Annotated in this window: 15 protein-coding genes; 6 read left to right on the top strand and 9 right to left on the bottom strand. The window is 40.3% G+C overall.

What is annotated here, in order from left to right:
- Positions 1–47: 47 nt before the first annotated feature.
- Positions 48–1,994, bottom strand: coding sequence for a KUP/HAK/KT family potassium transporter (locus tag BWD42_RS17670; protein WP_077437730.1), 1,947 nt, complete (start codon positions 1,992–1,994; stop codon positions 48–50).
- A 259-nt stretch (positions 1,995–2,253) separates the two neighbouring features.
- On the opposite strand from BWD42_RS17670, the gene BWD42_RS17665 reads away from it, so the two are divergent.
- A complete protein-coding gene (locus BWD42_RS17665) occupies positions 2,254–2,685 on the top strand; it encodes a T9SS type A sorting domain-containing protein (protein ID WP_077437729.1) in 432 nt (143 codons plus the stop codon).
- Between the two features lie 84 nt (positions 2,686–2,769).
- On the opposite strand, the gene ispG is transcribed toward BWD42_RS17665, so the two are convergent.
- Both ispG and BWD42_RS17655 read right to left on the bottom strand, forming a co-directional pair.
- The gene (gene ispG, locus BWD42_RS17660) at positions 2,770–4,776 is read right to left on the bottom strand and encodes a (E)-4-hydroxy-3-methylbut-2-enyl-diphosphate synthase (protein ID WP_175992085.1); all 2,007 of its coding nucleotides are present in this window, start codon (positions 4,774–4,776) and stop codon (positions 2,770–2,772) included.
- Positions 4,777–4,821: 45 nt separating this feature from the next.
- Positions 4,822–5,772 (bottom strand): LiaI-LiaF-like domain-containing protein, encoded by a 951-nt coding sequence (locus tag BWD42_RS17655; RefSeq protein WP_139351199.1) that lies wholly within the window; start codon positions 5,770–5,772, stop codon positions 4,822–4,824.
- Positions 5,773–6,017: 245 nt separating this feature from the next.
- Here BWD42_RS17655 and BWD42_RS17645 point away from each other — a divergent pair, with 245 nt between their 5' ends.
- From BWD42_RS17645 to BWD42_RS17635, 3 genes are all read left to right on the top strand, one after another.
- A complete protein-coding gene (locus BWD42_RS17645; RefSeq protein ID WP_077437722.1) occupies positions 6,018–6,752 on the top strand; it encodes an MlaE family ABC transporter permease in 735 nt (244 codons plus the stop codon).
- 9 nt (positions 6,753–6,761) lie between these two features.
- On the top strand, positions 6,762–7,520 hold the full coding sequence (locus tag BWD42_RS17640) for an ABC transporter ATP-binding protein (RefSeq protein ID WP_077437721.1): 759 nt from the start codon (positions 6,762–6,764) through the stop codon (positions 7,518–7,520).
- Positions 7,521–7,698: 178 nt separating this feature from the next.
- Positions 7,699–8,604, top strand: coding sequence for a class I SAM-dependent methyltransferase (locus tag BWD42_RS17635; RefSeq protein WP_077437719.1), 906 nt, complete (start codon positions 7,699–7,701; stop codon positions 8,602–8,604).
- Positions 8,605–8,704: 100 nt separating this feature from the next.
- Here BWD42_RS17635 and BWD42_RS17630 read toward each other — a convergent pair whose 3' ends face one another.
- From BWD42_RS17630 to BWD42_RS17620, 3 genes are all read right to left on the bottom strand, one after another.
- The gene (locus tag BWD42_RS17630) at positions 8,705–10,483 is read right to left on the bottom strand and encodes a hypothetical protein (RefSeq protein WP_077437717.1); all 1,779 of its coding nucleotides are present in this window, start codon (positions 10,481–10,483) and stop codon (positions 8,705–8,707) included.
- A gap of 84 nt (positions 10,484–10,567) precedes the next feature.
- Positions 10,568–11,410, bottom strand: coding sequence for a formyltetrahydrofolate deformylase (purU, locus tag BWD42_RS17625; RefSeq protein ID WP_077437715.1), 843 nt, complete (start codon positions 11,408–11,410; stop codon positions 10,568–10,570).
- Between the two features lie 37 nt (positions 11,411–11,447).
- Positions 11,448–13,301 (bottom strand): DNA topoisomerase IV subunit B, encoded by a 1,854-nt coding sequence (locus tag BWD42_RS17620; RefSeq protein ID WP_077437713.1) that lies wholly within the window; start codon positions 13,299–13,301, stop codon positions 11,448–11,450.
- Positions 13,302–13,466: 165 nt separating this feature from the next.
- Here BWD42_RS17620 and BWD42_RS17615 point away from each other — a divergent pair, with 165 nt between their 5' ends.
- Entirely contained in the window at positions 13,467–14,618 is a 1,152-nt protein-coding gene (locus BWD42_RS17615) for an SPFH domain-containing protein (protein WP_077437711.1), read from the top strand.
- 22 nt (positions 14,619–14,640) lie between these two features.
- Entirely contained in the window at positions 14,641–15,750 is a 1,110-nt protein-coding gene (locus tag BWD42_RS17610; RefSeq protein ID WP_077437709.1) for a zinc finger domain-containing protein, read from the top strand.
- A gap of 77 nt (positions 15,751–15,827) precedes the next feature.
- Here BWD42_RS17610 and BWD42_RS17605 read toward each other — a convergent pair whose 3' ends face one another.
- From BWD42_RS17605 to BWD42_RS17595, 3 genes are read right to left on the bottom strand one after another with little or no spacing between them, the layout of a single operon-like run.
- A complete protein-coding gene (locus BWD42_RS17605; RefSeq protein WP_077437707.1) occupies positions 15,828–16,820 on the bottom strand; it encodes a hypothetical protein in 993 nt (330 codons plus the stop codon).
- A 32-nt stretch (positions 16,821–16,852) separates the two neighbouring features.
- Positions 16,853–17,962: a hypothetical protein gene (locus BWD42_RS17600; protein ID WP_077437705.1), complete on the bottom strand. Its 1,110-nt coding sequence runs from the start codon at positions 17,960–17,962 to the stop codon at positions 16,853–16,855.
- 10 nt (positions 17,963–17,972) lie between these two features.
- Positions 17,973–18,713, bottom strand: a complete 741-nt coding sequence (locus tag BWD42_RS17595) for an OmpH family outer membrane protein (RefSeq protein ID WP_077437703.1) — start codon at positions 18,711–18,713, stop codon at positions 17,973–17,975.
- Positions 18,714–18,719 lie beyond the last annotated feature (6 nt).

Raw genomic sequence — 18,719 nt, 5'->3', positions numbered from 1 at the left:
ATTCTATTGAATAAAAAAGGTGATGCTTTTGCACCACCTTTAATGACTTAATCTTTCCGTGTGAGATGAACCTCCGATGTCTGCGGAAAGTTTAACGGAACCCGCTCAATCGTAACGAAACTGGAGTCCAGACCGAATCCTTTTTCTTCCGATAAGCTCATTTTTTTCAGGTATCCGTAAATATCCATAATGACTTTTTCGATCCAGGACATCTGGTTGGTTTTGGACAGTACTTTTTCCAGTACAACAAATTTAAAATCTCCAGGGATATTATGTTTACGCAATGTGTCGTATTGGCTTGTAATGTCGATTTCGCCTTTTTTAACCATGTCTTCAACGACTTTCCTGAAAAGTAGACTGATACGCTGTTCTTCTCTAAAACCTAATTTAAAGTCGATCCGTATAAGTTTTCCAGGGATTAGTTGATCAATGGAGTACTCCCGGGTGTGGGGATGATCCATCACATCTACATGGACTAACCAGTAAACGTCAGCGCGCTTAGGTTTTTTATTAATGATGGAGTAGATAATTTTTGCTTCAATTTCAGATTTGAAATTTGCGCTGGTCAAGTATACCAAATGTGAAGCAAAAGGCGGTACGGACTTGTCTTCACTCAATTCCGATATAATCGGATAGTATTTGTTGATATTGATAAAATTGACAAAACGATTTTTAATCTTACGCGCGGTATACCAACAATACATTGTACCAAACAGGGCGATTGCCAACAAAAGTGTCAACCAGCCACCATGGGCAATTTTTACACCGTTACCGATCAAAAAGGTTAATTCGATCACAAAATAGGCAACTAAGAAAACGCCAATCAGTACGCGATTGACTTTCTTCATCGCTAGGAAATATCCCATTAAAACGGTTGTCATCAGTACCGTTAAGTTAATGGCGAGACCATAGGCTGCATCCATTTTGCTCGATTCTTCAAAAACCCAGATAACAATCATACAGCCAATCCAGAGAATAAGGTTGATCGAAGGTACATAGAGTTGCCCTTTATGCTCGCTTGGGTAGCGGATGGCGACTTTGGGCCAGATATTTAGACGTACAGCTTCTGAAATTAAGGTATAGGATCCGGATATCATGGCCTGACTGGCGATCACGGCAGCAATAGTTGCGATAGCAATACCGTAACCGATAAACCAATCTGGCATAATGGAGTAAAACGGATTTGCTCCACCTAAAACACGACCTTCCTGTGTTAATAACCAGGCGCCTTGACCAAAATAATTTAATACCAATGTGATCTTGACATAGATCCAGCTAATGCGAATATTGGCCTTGCCACAGTGTCCCATATCTGAATACAAGGCTTCCGCTCCTGTTGTACAGAGGAATACTGCCCCGATCAAGAGTAAGGAGTGTGGGTAAGTTACTAGGATATGAAAGGCATAATATGGATTAATCGCCTTCATGACCTCCGGTGCCAAATGTAGGTGAGATAAACCAAGGACACCAATAATGGTGAACCATATGGTCATTAATGGGCCGAATACCTTTCCAACAACAGAAGTACCAAACCGTTGAATAATAAAAAGTAGGGAAATAATTGTAACGACAATAGGTACAGTGGGTAACCCTGGAAATTTAATGTCCAAACCTTCTATCGCAGAGGATATGGTGATGGCTGGTGTAATCATCCCGTCAGCTAGTAGCGTTGCTGCGCCGATCATTGCAGGGAAAATCAACCATGGTGCCCGTTTGCGAACTAAAGAATAAAGTGAAAGAATCCCACCCTCGCCTTTGTTGTCCGCACGCAGGGTTACCCAAACGTATTTGATGGTTGTTTGCAGTGTCAGTGTCCAAAATACGCAGGAGAGACCACCCAAAACAAGATCTTTTTGAATGGCACCTTGTCCCATGATTGCTTTGAAGACATATAGCGGTGAGGTACCGATATCTCCAAACACGATTCCTAAACTGATCAATAATCCAGCGAAGCTTACTTTATTGATACTGTTGTGATGACTGTTATCTGTCATTTAATGATTATTTTATTTCAAAATATAATGCAAAAATATACTTTTTGTTTGTACTTTAAACAAGTACATTTACTGCGCCAAATTTTAGCATTTCATTTGACATGCGCAATAGCTGTTAAAATTTGTTAAAAGAATCTACCGATCCTTACTTTCACTAAAAAACTTTTAAACAAAATACTAACTTTGTTGTTGATAATTCAAATAGTTAGCGTTATATTTGATTAAACCGTAACCAATATTTGAAGTCTAATTTAACACTATGAGGAGAAATCTACTTAAAGCAGCTTATTTAACACTTATTACCGCACTGACTTTGTGCAGCGGGGTAGGACAGGTGTATGCGAATTCTCCTGATAACCATACTTCTTTGCAAGCTACTTGGAATGAAAATGCGGAATTTGGAGATAATAATATCAAGGATACCGAGAAATTAATCAATAATGTGAAAGTATTCTATAATCCTATCGCCGAACAGGTTAACCTTTCCTTTAAATTAGCAAAGTCGTCTGCTGTATCTATTAAAGTCATGGATGCTTTAGGCAACGAAATTTTACAACTAATGAACGGAAATCTTGAGGCTGGTGTGCAGAATCTTTCTTTTGAACATGGCGGTAAATTAACAACCGGTTTTTATTTCCTGCGGGTCGTTGCGGGATCAGAGACTGTGGTAAAAAGATTTTCTGTTCGCTAATTTTTTGATAATAAGATAAGATTTGACAAATCAAAATCATTATAAAAAAAAGAAGGGAATCATTTGATTCCCTTCTTTTTTAATTTATTCTTGAACTTCATCAACCCATAGCCCATCCTCTTGGATGATCTTGATCAATTCGTCTAATGCTTTTGCGGAACTTACATTCTTTTTGACAACCTTTTGGCCTCTATATAGGGTTACTTTGTCAGGACCAGCACCAACATAACCATAATCCGCGTCTGCCATCTCGCCGGGACCATTCACGATACAACCCATGATGCCTATTTTAAGGCCTTTGAGGTGATTGGTACGACTACGTATCATTTGGGTAGTCTCCTGAAGATCAAATAATGTTCTACCACAGCTCGGGCAAGAGATGTATTCTGTTTTTGATATTCTCGAACGGGTTGCCTGCAATATTCCAAAGGAAAGAGATGCGATATTTTCTAATGGTGTAGCCGGAGAATCAATCCATATACCCGAACCTAAACCATCGATTAATAATGCTCCCATGTCTGTGGAAGCATACAATTGTATTTTCGAGATCGGTTCCTCTGGATCCATAAATTCACCCATAGGACCTGAAAAGTACTCTTTACGATAGGACCTTTTGATAATAACGGGATTATCGATACCGATTTCTTGCAGATTTCGGAAAAATTGCCGTTGATCGGCCATCCCGTGTGTATGATCGGTTTCTAATATAAATACAACGGTCTTGTCTAGCGGTAAGGATTCAAATAGCGGGCTCGTTAAGTCCGTATTACGAATTTTTACCATATTCAGCACACTGTCCTTATTTTCTGCATGAACAAACTCTTCCAATGTATAGAGTGGATGGATATTTGTTTTGTCTTTAAGGTTAGACCAAGTCCCAAAATTATATACCTGTTTTAAATTTGCGGGCATATTAAATGAAGGGAGATGATCTCCTAGATAAACAAAATCTACGGATTGCTCACCCATATGATATTTATCCAAAAGCAGGTCATAGCGGTAACCAACTTTGGCTAGAATTTGCGCGTCTTTTAGATTCTCATTTGAGATATCTGTCACTATCCGGGGTACCAGCGAACCGCCAATGAAGGTATTGACCTCCTGGCTCTGATAGGGAATAGTGGGGCTATCTGGAGAGAGTTGTACAATTTCTGCTGTCGGTTGATTGGCCAAGGTTGCTTTTCGCTTGCTATATCTATTGACCAAAGCTATTGCCACCGGAGCTTCGCGTTCTGGCTCTTCGGTCAGGGAAACTCTTACCGTATCTCCAAGTCCGTCTTCCAGCAAGGTGCCTATCCCTACGGCAGATTTCACACGCCCGTCTTCTCCATCACCGGCCTCCGTTACACCAAGATGTAAGGGATAGTTCATGTTTTCGGCAACCATCTTTTCAACCAGCAGACGATAGGCTTTGACCATAACCTGAGGATTGGAGGATTTCATCGAAATGCATAGGTTATAGAAATTGAGATCTTCACACATCCGGATGAATTCCATGGCGGATTCTACCATTCCTTCCGGTGTATCACCATAATGGCTCATGATCCGATCTGAAAGCGAACCATGGTTTGTGCCAATTCGCATCGCAGTACCGTACTCCTTGCAAATGTTGACCAGTGGTGTAAACTTCGCATAGATTCGTTCAAGTTCTAATTTATATTCCGCTTCTGTATAGGATAACAGGTCAAATTTCTTCTTATCGGCATAGTTGCCGGGATTGACCCTAACTTTCTCGACAATACGGGCAGCTACCTCAGCCGCATTTGGCGTAAAGTGTATATCGGCCACTAAGGGTACATGGTAGCCTCTTTTGCGAAGCTCACTTTTTATATTTGCTAGGTTCTGGGCTTCTTTTATGCTAGGTGCAGTGATACGAACATATTCACAACCAGCTTCTACCATGCGAATGGTCTGTTCAACAGAACCCATCGTATCCATCGTATCCATCGTAGTCATACTTTGAATACGGATGGGGTTGTCTCCACCCATAGGGATATCACCAATCTGAATTTCCCTGGTTTTCCATCTCGAATATTCTACCTTGGAATTGCAATAGATTCCCGGTAAAGTCAACATATTACTTGTGTTCATATATAACACAAAGTTAGCTTTTCTTGACTAAAAATTCGCTGTCAATTAATATCTTCTGATTTTTATTGATGTAATTCCACCATTGATGTTGAAATCAAACTTTTCGGTCGCAGCATCATAATTTGTGGATTTCACCATACCATCTGTCTTGAGGAAATCGCCTTCATAAGAAGTTGATGATAAGGCATTATCACTAGTAATGCGGCAAGCTGCATTTTTTGGAATGGAAATTTCAATGGATGATGCTCCGGCATCCATGGATATTTTTGTATTCGCTAAAGGTTGTCCAAGTTTTAATCTTAGACTTGTCGCACCAGCATCAATATCCAATACTTCAACTTTATAGGGTGAAAGATCCAGTTTGGCATCGATGGCGCCGATATCAAAGTTTAGCTTCCACACGATAGCCGGGTTGAGTGCAATGTAGGTATTGTTGTTTTTGCTGTTAAAATCTTTGTCTTTGGATTTACCTTTTAAGTTGATGTTTATTTTATCTGGAGATTCGCCATGAGTCGTCATCCCCAAGAGGTAATCACCGGAGGTATTATACGCGGTGAAGATGGACGATGTTGTGGTGCTATCGTTTTTTAAAGAAGTAGCTCCAAGATCGATATTCAAAGTTGCGCTTTGGATTTTATTGTCCAAGGGTACCTGTAGTTTTTGTGTTGTATAGTTGGTCTTATCGTTCGGATCGTCGTCACTATGAATGTGCAAACCTTTATTTTTGAGTAATTGCGTTAATAAAGGTTCTTTCGGAGTGGATAAACCGATATAAGTAAGAAAGCCCAATATGACCACAGTAGCACCTATGGCAATAAACTGTCCTATTTGTTGATCCTTCGGTACCAACATGCGGATCCCGGCAAGGACAATGAATAAGGGCCAATACCTGAAAATTCCAACCCAGTTAAAGGAGATGCTATTGAGTTGGGATAGTAAAAGAATAATCCCTATAAAAAGAATTGTAATTCCAGTTGTTATACGTTGTGTATTCATGACTAATTCCGTTTTGTTATATACCCCAAAAGTAAATCGCTTTATTGGACACTGTATGAAAGATTAGGCTATTATACATAAAAATTCGGTAAATGTGACTAATTGGTCGGTAAGTAATTTCGTTTTTCTCCCACTTTTTGGGATTCTGCTTGTTTATATATTTGTTGGAATTAATTACCTTTAGTGGATACATGGACAAAACATGACGTTTAGAATGTATAATACGTGGAATTTAAATTGATAATATGATTTTTCATCACATTGGTGCATATCTTATACTCCTGAAGTCAGTCTTTAAGAAACCTGAGAAAGGACAGATTTATTGGAAAGAAACTTTATTGGCCATGACGGATATCGGGATAGGATCGTTGGGACTTATTGTGATCATTTCGACTTTTATCGGGGCGGTAATGACAATGCAGATCGCTTTTCAGATGGTTTCCGACCTTATTCCCAATTCGATTATTGGTTCTATCAATAGAGATTCAAATATTTTAGAGTTAGGGCCTACTATTTCGGGATTGGTATTGATGGGGAAAATCGGTTCATCCATTTCTTCTCAAATTGGCTCAATGCGTGTGACAGAGCAGATCGATGCCTTGGAGATTATGGGTATTAATGCTCCTGGATACCTGATATTGCCCAAAATATTGGCTGGGGTGACGATGATACCGATGTTGGTTATTATCGCTATTGTCTGCGCATTAGTAGGGGGGCTATTGGGCGGTTCTCTTTCTGGAGCTGTAACGCCGGCAGATTATATTTTGGGTATTCAGGATAATTTTAATGGCTTTACAGTCACAGTAGCACTTGTAAAAGCGGTGGTGTTTGGTTTTATCATTACTTCGGTGTCGGCATATAAAGGGTATAATGTGAAGGGGGGAGCCCTTGAAGTGGGCCAGGCAAGTACAGAAGCTGTTGTGGTGGGCTGTATTACCATTCTAGCTGCGGATTATGTCATTACAGCGTTAATGCTTTAAGGAGATTCTATGATTCAAATCGAAAATATAAATAAATCCTTTGGTGATAATCATGTTCTAAAGGGTATCAGTGCGAGTTTTGAACCGGGAAAAGTAAGCTTAATTATTGGCGGATCCGGTTCTGGGAAAAGTACTTTGCTTAAGTGTATTGTCGGGTTACATCATCCGGAAAAGGGAAAGGTATTGTTTGATCAAACGGATTTCACACGGATGAATTTTGAGGAACGCGTGCCGATCCGGAAAGAAATAGGTATGCTGTTCCAAAATTCAGCTTTGTTTGATTCAATGACGGTTGAACAGAATATTATGTTTTCACTGGACATGTTTACGGATATGTCTAAATCGGAAAAGTTAGACCGTGCAAATCATTGTTTGGAACAAGTGAATTTAGAGGGACGAAACAAGTTATTTCCAGCGGAATTATCCGGTGGGATGAAAAAACGTGTAGGTATTGCACGTGCAATCAGTATGAATCCCAAATACCTTTTTTGTGATGAACCCAATTCAGGCCTAGATCCGGAAACCTCTATTGTTATTGATGAATTGGTACTTAAAATTACGCAGGAATTGAAATGCACTACCGTCGTTGTAACTCACGATATGAATTCTGTTATGGGGATTGGGGAATATATTCTGTTCTTATATAAAGGGCAGAAATTTTGGGAGGGATCCAATAAGGATATGATGCGGTCGGATGTCGAAGAATTAAATAATTTCGTGTTTGCAAGTCCATTGATGAAAAGCGCCAAGGCATCTATGGGGCAATAAGGTAGAAATGATGTGTGCCAGCACTACGAGATTGGCGCCGTTGTTTTTCTATAAGCTCACCATATTGTTTCATATGAGTTTTTTATGCGGTTTGTTAGTGTGATGTATGTCTTTAAGGAGGATGTGGAGTGGTAAATTTCAATATGCAAGAAATTTAGCTTAGTTTTGTCGGAAAATTTTGATTTTGGCAACTACAAATATACAACTATTGACCCCACAACATTGGGAAGACTATGAACTCATTGACTGTGGTGATTTTGAAAAATTAGAACGTTTTGGCGACCTGATATTAATCAGACCTGAACCGCAGGCAGTATGGCCCAAGGCTTTGAGCGATGCAGAATGGAACAAACGTTACCATATCAAATTCAAAGGACGGTCGGCTACTTCCGGAGAATGGTTGAAAAAAAATCCGAAAATTCAGGACCGTTGGCATATCCAATATAAAAACGATGATGTAGCAATCAAATTTAGATTGGGGCTTACCTCATTTAAGCATGTCGGAATATTTCCTGAACAGGCTGTTAATTGGGATTATATTTCGGAGTCTGTCCGTTCCTTCAAAACTGAAAAACCTAAAGTTTTAAATCTTTTTGCTTATACAGGTGGTGCTTCTTTAATAGCCAAGGCCGCAGGAGCAGACACAACACATGTGGACTCCATCAAGCAGGTAGTGACCTGGGCCAATGAAAATATGGAGATTTCCAATCTGGATAATATTCGTTGGGTAGTTGAGGATGCATTGAAGTTCGTCAAGCGTGAGCTTAAACGCGGAAATACATACAATGGTATTATTTTGGACCCACCGGCATATGGGCATGGGCCAAAAGGGGAGAAATGGAAGCTTGAAGATCATATTATGGAGATGATGACTGAGGTTGTTCAATTATTGGATCCTAAAGAGCATTTCTTGATCTTAAATACCTATTCATTGGGTTTTTCTTCGGTCATTGTGGAGAATTTAATAAAAACTGCCTTTCCAAAAGTAGAGAATTTGGAAATCGGTGAGCTTTTTCTACAGGCTACTGCAGGACCAAAACTACCATTAGGTGTTTTTGGGAAATTCCGTAAAATTGCAAAGTAGACCTTACCATTTGTAAAGGAAAGTCCATAATAACATAAAACGCGGCAGGTTTACCAAACCTGCCGCGTTTATTTTTAGGATCTCACCGATATCAACTTGCCTAAATATGAATATTTTTTAAGCGGACGGTAGCAAGTTCCAGTTGTAAGGGTATCGCTTCTATCGTGTTTTTAGGAAAACAGGAAAACTGATCCTGTAGCGTATGGTAGTAATCTATCCCCGCCTGTAATTGTGCCTTGAATTTATCGACATATTTTACTTTCTTGTCATTAAGTTTATCTTGATTATCACTCACATATTTTTGGATATGATCGATATACAGGTTTAATTCATTGATCAGTACAAATGGCCGATCAGCATGCTCCAGTAGCGATACACGACCATAGATGTGATCAATCATCTGCTTTAACGAATATTGTTTTTTAAACCAGTACAGATTTGGCCCAGGACAAATGGAGACTGCTGTCTGCTCTCTTTTTTGTTGGATACCATATTTGAGATAAGCCGGAGCTGCTAGCCCCTCACAGAGACAGGTTTTTTCGGTAATGGTATCGAATGCCTTGCTATATTCTTCTGCGCTAAGTTGTTGTTTTTGCAGATCTTGAATCTTTTGATACTGATAGGCACGTGAAGCGGTACAAAGGGGCTTGTCTCCAAATTCCCGATTAGAAACAAGATATTCTTTTTTACAAGGACTTCCGGGTCTTCCTTTTTGGATACGTTCCAATCGTAGTTTTTCAGCACTACTGGGCCTGAAATTATTAAAGGGAACACCTAAAGGCGAGGCTCCACTACAATAGAAGTCTGTCTGTTCAGCCTGCTCGAGTGCTTTTAATGTTGCACTGTCTACCGTTGTAGCTTCCGGAACCATTAAAAATGGGGATCCCCAACCTACTGCGTCGAATTTATAATAATCCAATAAAAACTGATGTTCCATGGCAGTGCCTATTCCTCCTTGAACAGTATACCTGATCTGGGGGGAATCTGTCAACGATACACCATGTGTAAGCCAATAGTGCTGATAAATTGCAAAGAGCTCAGCTTGCAAGCTTTCTCTTTTTTCTTTGAATTCTTCGAGGATAGGCCCCAATAGAAAGCCGTCGGTCGCGAAAGCATGTCCCCCGCAATTCAAACCGGATTCTACACGGAATTCTGAAACCCAAACGCCTCTTTTTGCAAGATATTTTGCTTGGATAAGTGATGATCTAAAATCGCTGACTTTTAATATAACTTTCTTATCAAAGGTGCCGTCTTCCTTAGGGAAGAATGCTGGTAATTCGGCAAGATAAGCATATAGATGGGGGTTCATGCCCGCAGATAGAACGACTGCGGAATGTAAGGTGGAGTTGGCGAATCCGCGTAAAGCAGATAAGGCATCCGAATGCTGCTGCGCTAAAGCGATGCCGTTCCTGTAATTTATTTTATCCACTTTGGACATGATATTCACATCAATGTCTCCAGGTTTCAGGTAAGTGATCAATAGATCCTGTAGTGCAGTTTTAACCGCACGGTTTGTTTCAATTTCCATCGCATGATAGATCGGTTTGGAGGGATGTGAATCCGGTAGAAGCTGGAAATATTTGGTCAGTTCCGAATTTTCCGTAAAGGATTGATGTTTCAGGGAATTTATCTGCCTGTTGACCACCTGCTCTACGAGATCGAGATAAGCTGTGATTCTATTTGCACGATAATCAGCATCTGTCGTAAGGATGGGATGATATTGAATTTGATATTGCCCGCAATAATAGCAGCGCATACGCTCGATGAGTTCATCATCAACAATGGACATCACGGATGAAATTCCGTATTGTGCGACTTTAATGGCTGAGTCTATTGAAAAAGCTAGCCCCAATACAGGGATATGGAAAGTGTGCGTCATTCTTAAATAGTTCTTTTACGAAATAATCAAGAATAACGCGATTAAAAAATAATGACTATACGTTTAAAGTGGTGATTGTGATCACTATTCAAAAACGATGGTCTTATAGTCGTTGAGCATCACACGGTCTTCGCTCAATAGGCGTATCGCTCTGCTTAAAACTGCTTTTTCAATTTCTTTTCCTGCAGTTACCATATCTTTAACGGTATAGGTATGATTGACGTGACGGATATCCTGAACGATGATAGGACCTTCATCAAGCTGATCGGTAACAAAATGTGCTGTAGCTCCAATAATTTTTACCCCTCTGGAATGTGCCTGCTTGTAGGGATTCGCTCCAATAAATGCAGGTAGAAAAGAATGATGGATATTGATCAACCTATTTGCGAATGTTGCAACAAAAAGAGGCGATAGGATGCGCATAAATTTTGCTAGGATGATATAATCAAAACTGTATTGTTTGATTTGCGTAATCAGTTGTGTTTCGAAATCTTCTTTGGATAAGCCTTCGTGTGAAATACAATGAAAAGGTATATCAAATTTGTCTGTGAACGATCGCAAAGTATCATAATTACCAATGACTGCCTGTACTTCAGCACCCCAGGTTTCAAAATGCTGTCGAACTAGAATATCTGCTAGACAATGATGTTCTTTGGTGACAAGGACAACAATTTTTTTTCGATTACTGGGGTTGACCTGAATTTGGGCAGAAGGCGGAAGTACTTCAGCCAGCGAATCGCTGAGCTGAGCCTGGTCAGGAAATAAACCATTACAGACAACGCGAACAAAAAATTTATTTGCTTCTTCGTCCACATACTCTCGCATGGTAACGATATTAAGCTGATATTTGGCCAGGGTGTTGGATATATTGGCTACCAATCCAACGGCATCTTGACATTGGATCAGAATTAAGGTTTGGTCGTGCATGGAATATTGGTTGTAGGCTGTAAAAAAGCGGGTTAATTTAACCCGCTTTTTTTGTTAGTTCTTCTTCAAGGTCTACTTCTACACGTAGATTTTCAACAATATGTTTTTGTCGATCTGGTGTATTTTTGCCCATGTAGTATTCTAATAATTGTTGAATCTTATTGTCTTTTGATAAAATGACTGGATCCAAACGGATATCTTTTCCGATAAATAGGCCAAACTCGGAAGGTGATATTTCACCTAAACCTTTAAATCGAGTGATCTCGGGTTTGGCTCCTAGCTTTGCAATTGCTTTCTGCCTTTCTTCATCGGAGTAGCAATAAATAGTCTCTTTTTTGTTCCTAACACGGAATAATGGTGTCTGAAGGATAGATACGTGACCTGCTTTAACCAAATCGGGAAAAAACTGTAAGAAAAACGTTAATAATAGAAGACGGATGTGCATTCCATCGACATCGGCATCGGTAGCGATGACGATATTATTGTATCGCAGTCCATCGAGTCCATCTTCAATGTTGAGCGCATGTTGCAAGAGATTGAACTCTTCATTTTCATAAACAATTTTTTTGGACATGCCAAAAGAGTTCAATGGTTTTCCTTTTAAACTGAAAACCGCCTGAGTCTGTACATCACGTGACTTGGTAATTGACCCTGATGCGGAGTCCCCCTCGGTTATGAAAAGTGTAGTCTCTTGGTTGCGTTCATTTTTATCACTGAAATGGACTTTACAGTCACGCAATTTACGGTTGTGTAAAGATGCTTTTTTAGCTCTTTCGTTGGCTAATTTCTTGATCCCAGCAATATCCTTACGTTCTCTTTCAGATTGAAGAATACGTTTTTGAAGCGCATCTGCTGTACTTGGATTTTTATGCAGATAATCATCCAATGCTTTTTTGACAAAGTCATTAATGAAACCTCTTACAGTCGGGCCTTCAGGTCCGACGCTCTGAGAACCCAATTTTGTTTTTGTTTGGGACTCGAAAACGGGTTCCTGTACCTTGATGGCTATCGCCCCAATAATTGAAGATCGAATGTCGGATGCGTCAAATTCTTTTTTGTAGAACTCGCGGATTGTTTTGACAATTGCTTCTCGGAAGGCTGCCTGATGTGTCCCCCCCTGGGTAGTATGTTGACCGTTAACAAAAGAATAGTATTCTTCTCCATATTGTTGACCGTGGGTCATCGCAATCTCAATATCATCACCTCGAAGGTGAATGATCGGATAGCGCATGGATTCGGCATCAATATTCCTCTCTAATAGATCTTTTAAGCCATTCTCAGAAACAAACCGTTGGCCATTGAAGTTGATGGTAAGACCTGAGTTTAGAAAAACATAGTTCCAGATCATATTCTCTACAAATTCCGAACGGTATTTGTAATTTCTGAAAATAGAATCATCTGGATAGAATGTTACCGATGTACCATTGCGCTGGGTAGTATCTTTTTGTTCGTCATTGATCAATTCGCCTTTAGCGAACTGTGCGATACGTGTTATATTTTGGCGATAAGATTGTACCGTAAACTGGCTTGATAATGCATTGACTGCTTTTGTACCCACACCATTTAATCCCACGGATTTTTGGAAGGCCTTGCTGTCGTATTTACCACCGGTATTGATTTTGGAAACTACATCTACGACGGAGCCGATTGGGATCCCACGACCATAGTCACGTACTGAAACTTTGTTTTCGTTTACGGTGATATCAATGGTTTTACCGGCACCCATCACAAATTCGTCAATCGAGTTGTCGACGACCTCTTTCAATAAAACATAGATGCCATCATCGTAGGCCGAACCGTCCCCTAACTTTCCTATGTACATTCCCGGACGAAGGCGGATATGCTCTTTCCAATCCAGGGACCTAATACTGTCTTCGTTATATGTACTCATATTTATGTAGAACTTAGCTAACAAAAATATAAAAAATAAACTACGATAAGTAGTTTAAAAGGCTAAATTTTTTAGATATCGGCAGATTCTTGTTCGATTCGGAAAATTGTTGGTTTGCACGGAAATGTTTACATTTAGTGTAAGTAATTGTAAAGAGAAAAATTTATGGGGTTATTTGATAAAATCAGAAATGAATTTATTGACATTATCGAATGGGTCGATAATAGTACGGATACGATTGTATGGAAATTTCCACGGTATCAGAATGAGATCAAAATGGGAGCGCAACTTACCGTACGGGAAGGACAAGCAGCCGTATTTTTAAATGAGGGGGTGGTTGCTGATGTATTTCAACCCGGAAGATATGAATTGACAACGCAGAACATGCCGATTATGACGACCATCAGAGGTTGGAAGTATGGCTTTAATAGCCCTTTTAAGGCTGATGTTTATTTTGTCAATCTCCGTCAGTTTGTCAATCAACGTTGGGGAACTAAAAACCCGATCATGTTACGCGATCCAGAATTTGGACCGATACGACTCCGTGCATTTGGAAATTTCTCCTTCCAGGTGAAAGATGTTTCTGTATTTATGAAACAGCTGGTGGCGACGACTCCGGTATTTACGGTAGACGATATTACTGAGCAATTGCGCAATATTGCGGTATCAAGAGGAATGGATGCCATAGCGGAGTCAAAAATTCCAGCATTAGATTTAGCATCCAACTACGATGAGGTTTCTGCACTGATCCAGCAAAAGATAACGGGAGATTTTGAGGAGATCGGATTAGGCCTGACCAAATTTTTGATTGAGAATATCTCATTTCCGGAAGAAGTGGAAAAAGCACTGGATAAAAGAAGTAGCATGGGTGTGGTTGGAAATCTTGGGGCTTATGCGCAATTTCAAGCTGCGAATTCCATGGAGAAAGCCGCGGAAAATCCTAGCAGCGGAGGTATTGTCGGCGCGGGTTTTGGTGCTGGTTTAGGTGCTGGAATGGTTGGTCAGATGGGCAATGTATTTCAACAGCATAATTTTGACGGGAATAATCCTACTGGCGCTGCGGGCGCAGGAACCGTAGCAGCAGGATCAGCTGGACCGCCACCATTACCTAAGGCGGTTGCTTATTATCTAGCAATAAAGGGAAAACAGGAAGGACCTTTTGATCAGGAGCAATTGCGTGGATTACAACGTGAAGGTACATTGACCAATTCAACATTAGTATGGAAGGAAGGTCTTGATAACTGGACGGAAGCGGACAAAATCGTTGAATTGAAGGATTTGTTTTCGCAAACTCCGCCGCCTATTCCTGGAGTTTAGAGATCTAAGTGCTATCACGCGTATGAGTTTTGAAGAGAAGACTTCCGAAATAGAGCGGGGGTTAAAATGCCAGGGTTGTGGTGCTGTTTTGACATACCAACCCGGAACTTCCTACCTGGAATGTTCGTATTGTGGTACTAAAAATGAAATTGCCGACAACATGCCGGAAGGCGGTGAAATTGAAGCAACGGATTATAAAGTTTTCGGTAAGGCGATGGATGATGTGGCAGATGAACGTTATAGCTATGTAGCGGAGGTGGTCCATTGTAATAACTGTGGGGCTAATTCGAGATTGAACCCGAATATCACAGCGGATGTTTGTGCATTCTGTGCCTCGCCATTGGTAATTGATCATCAGCAGAGACGTATCGTTAAACCCCATGGGCTTGTGCCTTTTATGGTGGATTATAAGCAGGCATTTGGCTTGTTAACTCAATGGGCAGGAAAAGTCTGGTTTGCGCCCAATGATTTCAAAAGAATCTTTAATACGCGGAACGATCGTCTGAAGGGGGTATATATTCCATTTTGGTCATACGATTCGGATGTATATTCCGCTTATCAAGGATCTCGGGGGGAATATTATTATGTAACACGGACAAGACGTAATGCTGAAGGCGAAACAGAGGAATATGAAGAGCGCCGTACGAATTGGTACCCCGTTTCGGGAACCATCTATAGTCGATTTAGGGATATCGTTATCTCTGGATCAACTTCACTACCCGAAAAGTTTTCGGACAAAATAGGCCCTTGGAACATGGATTACCTGAAACCGTTCAATGAACAGTATCTAAGTGGTTTTATAGCGGAGACTTTCAGTGTTGATCACGTGGCGGCTGCCGGAACTGCCCGCGCTATTATGGATCGTGAAATTGTACGACAGGTAGAAGACGATATCGGTGGGGATACACAGGACATTGATTCCATTGATAGCGATTTTAAATCGATCAAATTGAAATATATTCTGTTGCCGGTCTGGCTTTCAGCTTATCAGTATAAAGGTAAGAGTTATCAAATTATGGTGAATGCATTCAATGGCAAAGTTTATGGACAAAGACCTTATAGCTTTTGGAAAATCGCCTTTCTGGTCCTGTTGATCCTTATTTTGTTCTATCTGTTGAGCTTTATGGGCTAATTTTTGTACTCATGATACAAAAAGAGCTGTGCCTTTTTTCCTCAAAGCACAGCTCTTTTTGTTGCTTTAAAATGTTCTTATTTATTTAAAGACAGCAGGAAACCGATTGTGAAGTTGGCGTCCCAGTCAAATACAAAGGTATCGCAGTTGGTCGCATCTTTAATTGCTTTGTAGATGTTGACGCCACTTTTGGTTTTTATTTTATCAGCTTTATAAGAAGTAGGATCGTTCAATACTGTGAACCGTTCTTCGCCTTGACGAGTCTGAGATGCTAACTCAAAAGGAACACCCCCAATGATAAAGCAGACTTCTCTTTTTGAAGCTGGTATAGTTTCGCCTAGTTTTTTCACTTCCGCATAAACGGCATCGTCTTTTAGATCTTTTTCATAATACTTTGCACCCGGAGCTTCTACAGACTTCGTGTCGCCATCAATCCAGGAGATTTTGGTGTTGCCTGAGCCGATATCGACGACAAAGGAGTTGTCTTCATAAGCTTTTGGAAGAACGGATTTAAGCGCTAGCTTTCCTTCTTGTTCGGCGGTAACTAAATTCACAACAAACCCCATTTTTCTAAGTTCGGAACTGATTACAGTCGTTTTAGGTTCTTTCTGTGCGCCGGAGCTGATTACAAAGTGTATATTTTTGGATTTTACACCTTTATCGAGCATCATTCCAATATAATCCTTTAATCCCTTGCGGATATCTTCGGTATTGGCCAAACCTTCATATGCAAAGGATTTACCGAAATCTTTAGAGACAATCTCCCAGCGATTTTCTTTATCCATATTGACAACAAAGGAATTGAATCCTGAAGCACCAACTTCTACAACTCCTTTATACTCTCCATCAATCGGTTTTTCAGGTTGATAATTGAATGAGCGGGTATTTTCCGATCCTGAAGTTGCGGGGCCAGCAACATTGACGCTGGTGGAATCTGCTTTATTGACAGTTGGATTCGCGTCGAATTTGCCTGATTGCATGGCCCAGTAGCCGATAGCAAGAATAGGTAGGGCGATAATAATTGCTTTTATAGGCCATCTTAATCTAGCCCATGTCGATTTCTCTTCCATAATTTTGAATAATATGATATTTGTTTTGTTAATTAATCTAGTAAAGTAAAGCCTTTATCGATTTTCTCCTCGGGCTTGAGTTCGTAGCTCGCATCAGACATCTGAGTGACATTGAGTACTTTCAAATTACGTTCGTCAACCTTACGGATAAATTCTTCCAATTCTCCTTGTGAAGGTGCGCCACCGACCGTGATGTTGTTGTTTTGGTCCAAGAAATCCAGGTTGGATCTAATCGATGCGATGTTTTGACTGATAGCACCTGTAGCCGCATTCATGGCCTCCTGAAAAGCCCATCCATCTTTGATATTAAATACATCGGCAAGCCCATCCGTTGCATTTTTCATTTTTTGTGTTGCTTCTAACTTTTTAGAAATGATAGAGATACTGCTGTCCAATGTGCTTACATAGATACGTGCTGCACTTTCGTTGTCTTTAAGGACTTCCAGTACTTTCGCAAACTGATTGGCATATTGTACATAGCTACGTGCATTTTGCTCTTCGGATTCTCCTTCTTTACCTAGCAAGAATGCTTTAGTACGCGTTTCCTTGGCATCTCTAGCATACGCATTAGCTTTCTCTGCATTATTTTTGCTTGCTTCTTCTTTTGATTTTTCATCAAGATTGGCGGCTTCAGCAGTAAACCTTTTTGCATAACTGTACTTTTCTTCGGCAGTTTTTTGCGCAGTTTCACCGCTTTGAATCATGTCGATGCGAACTCCATCCACATTACTGATCTTCTCCTTTACACGTTTTAGGGTATCTTTAGCGTCGCGGGACAACAATTGTAAAGTCTCGATCGGATTGTTTCGGATAATGGATTTCTCACCCTTGAATAGCAGTACAGTGCCCAAACGGTGCAATAGCGCAATAATCTTAGGTGCTAAAAGCAGTAAGGTAATCAGAATAATACTGAAGATCACAAATAAAATGCTCTTTCCAGCATATTCGAGCATAATGGGGAGATATTTGAAAAAAGCAAATGCGCCACCCAGTATCAGCGCCCAAAAGAAAATTGTGGAAACCGTTTTTTTTGCTTCCGGAGACTTCAATTGTGCGGGTAAATGATCCCCCAAAACTTGAAATATAGGGAGTTGTGTTTTTATTTCAGCAGGAATATTGATGTATTGATCTTTTCTTTCCATTGATTTATAGTTATGTAATTGATTGATTAATCATGTGCAATGCGTTGTTTATTTCGGTAATGACCTCGTCAACAGCAGCGTTGCCTATTGCTATTTTTTGTTCGATTTCTTTAATTTTTGGCTCATACTTTTCATTAATCTGTCCCAGAGCTGTTTGTTTTTTCTGTAGATCATCCTGCAATTTGTTTATATTTTCAGTTAATGCTTTAATTTCACTGTTCAAATTTGCGATCTCCATGGTCCGGTCCTGTTCTGTCCTTCTCTTCTCTTCCTGTTTCTGTTCCGATTCTTTGGCTATGGTTGCTTTAAGCTTATTAGCATAATTTGTGCCAGTTGCCACAAGTTTCTCCTTCGATAGCGAACTATCAACAAACTTAAGTGAGGTGTATGCCGCTTTTAAGGTATTTTCTTCTACTTTGCCCATTGCGGCGGCAGCATTCCATACTTCAAAAAAATCGACACCTTGCTCATTTAGTTTTTCGAGGATGGCGTATACCTTTAGTTTCATTTCATTGCGGTCTGTAGAACCATCGTTGGCTGTAATGGGGATAGGAGGAGGGGTCTTGCCGGTTGCTACGGGGTGTGCTACCGACGTATATGTTGGTGCGGGGGCATTTAATTTTTCTTGTGTGGGAGCAGCAGGTGCTGGCGCCGGAGACTGAGGGGCAGAGCTTGTCTGATCATCTTCGAAAATTAATTTTTTAAGACTGTTTAATATTCCGGAACTTCTTTGGTTTTCGTTGTTGCTCATAATACG

The sequence above is a fragment of the Sphingobacterium sp. CZ-UAM genome (genome assembly GCF_002000245.1).
Classification (GTDB): Bacteria; Bacteroidota; Bacteroidia; order Sphingobacteriales; family Sphingobacteriaceae; genus Sphingobacterium.
The sequence above is the reverse complement of the archived record's forward strand: the minus strand, read 5'-3'. Positions and strand labels throughout refer to the sequence as shown.

Excerpts from the sequence above, each read along its gene's own strand:
- BWD42_RS17630 (WP_077437717.1), bottom strand. The coding sequence starts at position 10,483 with ATGACGCACACTTTCCATATCCCTGTATTGGGGCTAGCTTTTTCAATA.
- BWD42_RS17595 (WP_077437703.1), bottom strand. The coding sequence starts at position 18,713 with ATGAGCAACAACGAAAACCAAAGAAGTTCCGGAATATTAAACAGTCTT.
- BWD42_RS17600 (WP_077437705.1), bottom strand. The coding sequence starts at position 17,962 with ATGGAAAGAAAAGATCAATACATCAATATTCCTGCTGAAATAAAAACA.
- ispG (WP_175992085.1), bottom strand. The coding sequence starts at position 4,776 with ATGAACACAAGTAATATGTTGACTTTACCGGGAATCTATTGCAATTCC.
- BWD42_RS17615 (WP_077437711.1), top strand. The coding sequence starts at position 13,467 with ATGGGGTTATTTGATAAAATCAGAAATGAATTTATTGACATTATCGAA.
- BWD42_RS17645 (WP_077437722.1), top strand. The coding sequence starts at position 6,018 with ATGATTTTTCATCACATTGGTGCATATCTTATACTCCTGAAGTCAGTC.
- BWD42_RS17620 (WP_077437713.1), bottom strand. The coding sequence starts at position 13,301 with ATGAGTACATATAACGAAGACAGTATTAGGTCCCTGGATTGGAAAGAG.
- BWD42_RS17640 (WP_077437721.1), top strand. The coding sequence starts at position 6,762 with ATGATTCAAATCGAAAATATAAATAAATCCTTTGGTGATAATCATGTT.
- purU (WP_077437715.1), bottom strand. The coding sequence starts at position 11,410 with ATGCACGACCAAACCTTAATTCTGATCCAATGTCAAGATGCCGTTGGA.
- BWD42_RS17610 (WP_077437709.1), top strand. The coding sequence starts at position 14,641 with ATGAGTTTTGAAGAGAAGACTTCCGAAATAGAGCGGGGGTTAAAATGC.
- BWD42_RS17670 (WP_077437730.1), bottom strand. The coding sequence starts at position 1,994 with ATGACAGATAACAGTCATCACAACAGTATCAATAAAGTAAGCTTCGCT.
- BWD42_RS17665 (WP_077437729.1), top strand. The coding sequence starts at position 2,254 with ATGAGGAGAAATCTACTTAAAGCAGCTTATTTAACACTTATTACCGCA.
- BWD42_RS17605 (WP_077437707.1), bottom strand. The coding sequence starts at position 16,820 with ATGGAAGAGAAATCGACATGGGCTAGATTAAGATGGCCTATAAAAGCA.
- BWD42_RS17655 (WP_139351199.1), bottom strand. The coding sequence starts at position 5,772 with ATGAATACACAACGTATAACAACTGGAATTACAATTCTTTTTATAGGG.